At 75.3% G+C, this 4667-nt stretch carries 6 protein-coding genes; all 6 read left to right on the top strand.

What is annotated here, in order from left to right; translation table 11 throughout:
* On the top strand, positions 1-291 hold a 291-nt coding region (locus MXD58_RS20350), incomplete at its 5' end, for a hypothetical protein (protein ID WP_250609740.1).
* Entirely contained in the window at positions 288-1124 is an 837-nt protein-coding gene (locus tag MXD58_RS30395; protein ID WP_284678627.1) for an ABC transporter ATP-binding protein, read from the top strand. The genes MXD58_RS20350 and MXD58_RS30395, both read left to right, overlap by 4 nt.
* 188 nt (positions 1125-1312) lie before the next feature.
* Positions 1313-2056, top strand: a complete 744-nt coding sequence (locus tag MXD58_RS20340) for an ABC transporter permease family protein (RefSeq protein WP_250609739.1) — start codon at positions 1313-1315, stop codon at positions 2054-2056.
* A complete protein-coding gene (locus tag MXD58_RS20335; RefSeq protein WP_248836354.1) occupies positions 2053-2916 on the top strand; it encodes an ABC transporter permease in 864 nt (287 codons plus the stop codon). Before MXD58_RS20340 ends, MXD58_RS20335 begins: the two co-directional genes overlap by 4 nt.
* Positions 2913-4298 (top strand): M20 family metallopeptidase, encoded by a 1386-nt coding sequence (locus tag MXD58_RS20330; protein WP_248836355.1) that lies wholly within the window; start codon positions 2913-2915, stop codon positions 4296-4298. Before MXD58_RS20335 ends, MXD58_RS20330 begins: the two co-directional genes overlap by 4 nt.
* Positions 4299-4425: 127 nt before the next feature.
* On the top strand, positions 4426-4667 hold a 242-nt coding region (locus MXD58_RS20325; protein ID WP_250609738.1), incomplete at its 3' end, for a hypothetical protein.

Below are 4667 nucleotides of genomic sequence, written 5' to 3'. Positions count from 1 at the left end.
CCGCAGGCGCCCGCGGAGGGCGGCCCAGCCGACTTCGTCCTGGTCGACGTCCAGCCCTGGCGGCATCTGCTCGGGCATCCCGCCTGGCCGGTCGCCGACATCCTCGCCGCCGCCGCCGGCCCCGCCCACGTCATGGAGGTGTGGGTCGCGGGACGCCGGGTCCGCACCCGTGCCGACGCTCCCGTTCGGGGTCGGGCCGCCGATCTGGGCGGCGCCCGGTCGTCAGTGGCTCCCACCGACCATCGCCCACTCGGCCCATGCCCACCCGCCATCCGGGAGGTCACCGCATGAACCCGGCACCAGCCTCGCTCTCAGCCATGGAGGCCATCCCCGCCGCCGCGGGCGATCCGTCACCGGCCCCGCCGTCGGACGGCCTGCGCATCCGTGGCGTGAGCTACGGCTATCCGCAGCGTCGGGGCGCCGTACCCGCGGTGGACGACGTGAGTTTCGAGGTGCCCCGCGGCGGGATGGGCGTGCTCGTCGGTCCCTCGGGCTGCGGCAAGTCGACGCTGCTGCGCCTGGTCGCCGGGCTGCTCGAACCGGACGCGGGCGACATCGAGGTCGGCGGGGTGAACCCGGCCCGGCTGCGCGCCGAGCGCCGCGCCGGGTTCGCCTTCCAGGACCCCGGCCTGCTGTCCTGGCGAACGGTGCGACGCAACATCGAGCTGCCGTTCGACCTGGCCGGCCTGCCGCGGGACCGGGCCTGGACGGACCATCTCCTGGAGATCACCGGGCTGGCCGACTGGGCCGACCGCCGGCCGCGGGAGCTCTCCGGCGGGATGCGCCAGCGGGTCGCCCTCGCCCGGGCCCTGGCGACACGACCGGACGTGCTGCTGCTCGACGAACCGTTCGGCGCGCTCGACGAGATCACCCGTTCGGACCTGAACCTTGAGCTGCTGCGGATCCTGACGGACACCGCAACCACCTGCCTGCTGGTCACCCACTCCGTCGACGAGGCGGTGCTGCTGGCGGACGTGGTGGTGGTGCTGGGCCGGCGGCCCTGCGCGGTGCACGCCGTCCACGAGGTTCCGACGCCACGGGCCGGGCGCCGGGAGGTGCGGGACACCGCGGACTTCGCGGACCGCTGCCGGGCGGTCCGGGCCGCCCTGGAGGCGGGCCGATGACCATGATGGGGGCCCACGCGGGCGATGCCACCGAGGCCGTGCCGGTGCCACGCACCCCCAGCCGAGCCAGTGGCGCAAGCACCGTCGCCGGCGACGGGTCTGCCACCGCCGACCGGGTGAGGCGTCTGGCCCGATCGGACGACGCGGACCGGGGCGGCCGGTCACTTCGCCCGACCGGAGGGCCCGCCGTGGTCACCAGGGTCGCGGTGACCACGGCGGCCATTGTCGCGCTGCCCGTCATCTGGGCGGCGCTGGCCGCGACCGGCTGGCTCGGTCCGGGCTTCGTCGGGCCGGCCGAGACGGTCCGCACCCTGCACGAGCAGTGGTCGATGATCTGGTTCAACGCCAGCCCGACGCTGAGCGCGACCCTCACCGGCGTGCTCATCCTGCTGGCGATCACCGCGGTCGGGATGGTGGTCGTCGCCGTCATCCCGGCCCTCGCGGCGGCGTTGGGCGGCCTGTCGGTGGTCCTCGGGTCGCTGCCGCTGATCGCCGTCACGCCGGCGCTCGCCCTGGTCGTCACCCGAGGCGCCCAACTGGTCACGATCGTCACCGTGCTCTCCGGTCTGGTACCGGTGGCCGCGATGCTCGTCGCGGCCGCGGGGGCCGCCACCCGGGGCCGCGAGGACCTCGGCGCGCTCTACGCGACCCCCCGGTTGCGCTGGTGGCGTCACGTCGGCTTCTGGCACACCGTGCCCGTGCTCGACCTCGGCCTGCGCGCGATGCTCCCCGCCTGCTTCGTCGGCGCGATCGTCGCCGAGTGGTCGGGCGCGACGGGCACCCGCGGCCTCGGCCAGGTGATGGTGAACGCCCTGTTCAGCTACCAGCCCGCGCTGCTGTGGGCAGCCCTGCTGCTCGCCGCCGGCGCGGCACTCGGCCTGTTCGGCCTCGCCGCGCTGATCATGATGCCGCTGCGCCGGAGGATCCGTTGACGACCACCGTCCGTCCCACCGCGTCGGCCGTCGCCACCACGGGTCCGTCCGGGCGGGTGCGCCGCAGCCGGTCCGCCGCCCGGTACGGCACCCCGCTGAGCGTCGCGGGAGTGCTCGTCGCCCTGGTCGCGGGCTGGCAGCTGGCCGTCTGGATCGGACAGGTGCCGCGCTACCAGGTCGCCGCGCCGGCGGACGCCGCCGGCGCCTTCGGCTCCCACCCGAGCCTGCTGGCCCACCGGATCTGGGTGACCGGGCAGGGCGCCGTCCTCGGCCTGGCCGCCGCGGCGGCGCTGGCACTGACGATGGCGGTCGTGGTGCTGCGCTGGCCGATCGTCCGGACCCCGCTCACGGCGTACGCGCTGGTCTTCCGCACACTGCCGATCGTCGGTGTCGCACCGCTGTTCACCCTGGTCACCGGGCATGGCCTCGGGACGTCCGTGGCCTGCGTCGTGGTGGTGACCGTGTTCACCCTGCTGATCTCCGCGCTGGACGGGCTGGAGTCGGTCCCGGCGCAGGTGCGCGAACTGGAGGATCTCTACGCCACCCCGTTCCTGCGCCGGGTGCGTCTCGGTGCCTTCCCGAGCGCGGTCGGCAGCCTGCTCGTCGGGCTGCGGGTAGCCGCGCCCATGGCCGTGCTGGCCGCCCTGCTCGCCGAATGGCTCTCCGGCCTCGGCGGGCTCGGGTCGCTGATGACCGAGTCCCTGGCGAACCGGGAGACCGACCTGCTGTGGGCGACGAGTGTCGTCGCCGCCCTGCTCGGCCTGGTCGCGTACGGACTGCCGTCGCTGCTGGTCTCCTGGGCGGATCGCCGTGGCTACGCGGTCGTTCCCGGCGCCGGAACCGAAGGAGGCCGTCCATGACCGTTCCCATCGCCGCGCCGACCGGAGTCGTCCCCGCCGCGGCCGAGGGCCCGGCCGGCGACCCCGGGCCCACGATGACGGCACCCGCGGACCTGATGGCACGGGTCGACGCCCACCTCGCCAAGCACGAGGCGCACTGGTGGGACCTCGCCCTCGCCGTGCACGCCCGCCCCGAGCTCGGGCTCGCCGAGTTCCACGCCGCCGCGCTGCTCACGGCGGCGCTGGCGGAGCAGGGCTTCGCCGTGACCCGGGGCCTGGCCGGCATGCCGACCGCGTTCCGCGCCGAGTTCGGCGACGGTCCGCTGACCGTCGCGCTGACCGCCGAGTACGACGCCCTTCCCGGCCTCGGGCACGCCTGCGGGCACAACCTCATCGGCACGATGGCGCTGGCCGCCGCGTCGGCACTCAGGCCGGTCGCCGACGCGGCGGGGATCCGGGTGGTGGTGCTCGGCTGCCCGGCGGAGGAGAACGCCGGCGGCAAAATCTACCTGGCCGAGGCCGGCGTCTTCGACGACATCCACCTGGCCGCCCAGATCCACCCGGCGAACCGCGACGAGCTGTGCCCGGCGACGCTCGCCAACGACACCCTGACCGTCCGCTACCGGGGGCGCAGCGCACACGCCTCGTCGTTCCCCGAACGCGGGCGCAACGCCTACGACGCGATCACGGTGGCCAGCGTCGCCCTCGGGCTGTTGCGCCAGCAGCTGCCGAGCAGCGTCCGCGTCCACACGCTGGTCACCGAGACCGGCGCGGCGGTGAACATCATCCACGAGCGGACCGCGATGACGGTGAAGATCCGCGCGGCGGACGTCGCCACGCTCGAGGACGTCACCGCCCGGGTGGGGGACTGCCTGCGCGCGGGCGGGCTGGCCACCGGCTGCGAGACGACGGTCGAGCGGGTGCTGCCCCGGTTCGCCGAGATCCGCTACGACCGGCTGCTCGCCGAACTCTTCGCCCGAGCCAGCCCCCGGTTCGCCGACGCCGACCTGGCTTACCTGGGCGGTTCGGGGGAGACCTACACCCCACCCTCCGGACGGGCGGCCAGCACCGACGTGGGCAACCTGTCCTGGCTGGTGCCCACGATCCAGCCGATGCTGCGCCTGGACACCGGTGGCAGCGGTAACCACGAACCGGCGTTCACCGCCGCCGCGGCCTCCCCGAGCGCCCGCGTACTGCTCGCGGACGGGGCGCATGCCCTCGCGGGCGCGCTGCTCGCCGCGGGCACCCGGCACGCTGGGCACTACCTGGCCGCCGGCACCCCGGCGCGGCGCGCCGCCCGCCTGGCCGAAGCCCGGGCCGCCGAGGTCGTCGACCTGGGTGTACCGATGATCACGCCGCCCGTGTCGCCGTCGGCCGTCCCCGACCCGCAGGACGCCCCATGACCGCCGCCTGGGCCGCCCATGGCCCACGCCGGCGGGGCGCGTCCCCCGATCCGACCATGCCGGTCCCGACCATGCCGGTCCCGACTCTGCCTGTCCCGGCCGACCCGCACCGATCTGGAGGAGCCCCATGCCGATGACCGGTCTGACCGTCGCCGATCACGACACCACCGCCGTCCCCGCGTCGCCCGACCGAGCCGTCGCCCAGGCCGACCGGACCGGTCCAGGGCGGCCCGGGCAGGTCATCACCGGCCACTTCGTCGACGGAGTCCTCGTCGAAGGAGTCCGATCGGGTGCCACGCCGGTGCACGACCCCGCCACCGGCGCCCTGATCGGCTACGCGGGCCAGGCCGGGACGGCGACGGTCGCCTC

The sequence above is a fragment of the Frankia sp. AgKG'84/4 genome, from assembly GCF_023242965.2.
Taxonomy (GTDB): domain Bacteria; phylum Actinomycetota; class Actinomycetes; order Frankiales; family Frankiaceae; genus Frankia.
This window is presented reverse-complemented; position numbering and strand designations above follow the sequence as displayed.

Bases quoted from the DNA above. Each gene is read 5' to 3' on its own strand.
- MXD58_RS30395 (WP_284678627.1), top strand. From the start codon at position 288: ATGAACCCGGCACCAGCCTCGCTCTCAGCCATGGAGGCCATCCCCGCC.
- MXD58_RS20330 (WP_248836355.1), top strand. From the start codon at position 2,913: ATGACCGTTCCCATCGCCGCGCCGACCGGAGTCGTCCCCGCCGCGGCC.